Genomic DNA, 2186 nt, shown 5'->3' on the forward strand with positions numbered 1-2186 from the left:
CCGGCTTCTTGCCCCAGATCTCGTTTGCCGTGGAGCGCACGGCGCGGCGCACGGCCTCGCGCACCATTTCAAGATCCTTGCGGCGGGCGCGCGGAATGCTCTCGACGGCGCCGAGCACGGCGTCATAGAGCGTGTCGCCCATATCCTCGCCCTCGTCGTCGAACTGCGGCAGGCCGAAGGGCTCGACTTCCGGGTCACCCTGGAAGTCGTAACGGCTGTCGAGCAGGATGCTGACGGCGACATGACCGACGAAGGCGAGTTTACGGCGGTCGCCGATGCCCATTTCGTCATAGTCACCGATGAGGTTGCCATCCTTGAAGATACGGCCGAAGGGCGCATGATCCACCACTTCCGGCTCGCCCGGTGCGAGCTTCAGCACATCGCCGTTGCGCACGCGCGGCACCTCGCCGATGCCGGACTGTTCGGCCAGCTCGGCATGGGCCACCAGATGCGCGGCCTCGCCATGAACGGGAACGACCATCTTCGGGCGTGTCCAAGTATACATCTGCTGCAGCTCATTGCGGCGCGGGTGGCCGGAGACATGCACCAGCGCCTCGGCATCGGTGATGATGTTGATGCCCTGCTCGATCAGACCGTTCTTGATATCGTTGATCGCCTTCTCGTTGCCGGGAATGGCGCGCGAGGAGAAGATAATGGTGTCGCCATCCGTGAAGGCGACGTTGCGCATCTCGTCGCGGGCGATCTTGGCAAGCGCCGCGCGCGGCTCGCCCTGGCTGCCCGTCAGGATGACGACGACCTTGTCGCGCGGAATATAGCCGAACTCGTCTTCCTCGATGAACGGCTTCAAACCTTCCATCAGGCCGATATCGCGCGCGACATTCGTCACGCGCTTCATGGAGCTGCCGAGCAGCAGCACTTCACGACCCGCGGCTTCGGCGGCCTGCGCGATGGAGCGGATGCGGCCGACATTCGACGAGAAAGTGGTGATGCCCACCCTGCCCTCGGCGGCCTCGATGATCTTCGTCAGGCTCTCCGACACTTCACGCTCGGAGGGCGAGACGCCATCGCGCACCGCATTGGTGCTGTCGCAGATCAGCGCCAGCACGCCCTCGTCGCCGAGCTTGCGGAAGCGCGTCTCGTCGGTCAGCGGGCCGAGCGATGGATCAAGGTCAATCTTCCAGTCGCCGGTATGAATGACGGTGCCGAGCGGCGTCTTGATTGCCAGCGACATCGGCTCAGGAATAGAGTGGTTGACGCCGATCGCCTCGATCTCGAAGGGACCGACATTGATGCGGTCGCCCTGCTTGAAGATCGTCACCGGAATATCGACACGGCTCTTCTCATAGTCGCGCTTGGCTTCCAGCATGCCGGCCGTGAACGGCGAGGCATAGACCGGCACGTTGAGGCCGGGCCAGAGGTCGTTCAGCGCGCCATAGTGATCCTCGTGCGCGTGGGTGATGATGATGCCCTTGAGGTTCTTGCGCTGTTCCGCGAGGAAGCGGATGTCGGGCAGCACCAGATCGACGCCGGGCAAATCCGGTCCGGGGAAGGTGACGCCGCAATCGACCATGATCCACTGGCGATTGGTTTTCGGGCCGTAACCGTAGAGCGCCAGGTTCATGCCGATTTCGCCGACGCCGCCAAGCGGCAGGAACACCAGTTCGTCTTCTTTTGCCATCGCGTTCAAAAAATCCTATCCAAAAAATACGTCGCCGGCCGCGATCAGTCGCGTGCCGCCGTCATCCGTCTCCAGCTTGAGGAGACCTGTATCATCAATTCCGGCGAAGCGCCCGGAAATAGAACGGTCGGGAAGATTGACCGTGATGTTTTCCCCGATGCCGCCGGCCACCTGTTTCCAGCGTTCCATGACGGCGGCAATGCCGCGTCCGCGGTTCCACAGCGACAGCGTTTCGGCCATCGACTGGAAGAGATAGGCGAAAAGCTCGTCGGGGGAAGCCGAAACGCCGAAATCGCGCAACGTCGCCACGGGATAGAGGCCGGCATCCGGCGCCACGGAAACATTGATGCCGATGCCGATGACGAGGCCGTGCCGGCCATCGGGCAGCGTCTCACCCTCGATCAGGATGCCGCAGATCTTGCGGCACTCGATGAGGATATCATTCGGCCACTTGACCAGCACGTCCGGCGCATTGAGCGGCATGACGCGGCTGACGGCGTCCTGCACGGCCACCGCAACAGCCAACGGCAGGGAGCCGAGCCGCTCC

At 63.2% G+C, this 2186-nt stretch carries 2 protein-coding genes; both read right to left on the reverse strand.

Annotation, left to right across the window (positions count from 1 at the left end; translation table 11 throughout):
- The coding region (locus ACOZKU_RS00075) for a ribonuclease J (protein WP_421577133.1) at positions 1–1639 on the reverse strand (1639 nt) is incomplete at its 3' end.
- A gap of 15 nt (positions 1640–1654) precedes the next feature.
- A partial coding sequence (locus ACOZKU_RS00080) for a biotin--[acetyl-CoA-carboxylase] ligase (protein WP_421577134.1) occupies positions 1655–2186 on the reverse strand: 532 nt, incomplete at its 5' end.

The sequence above is a fragment of the Shinella sp. M31 genome, assembly GCF_049199205.1.
Lineage (GTDB): Bacteria > Pseudomonadota > Alphaproteobacteria > Rhizobiales > Rhizobiaceae > Shinella.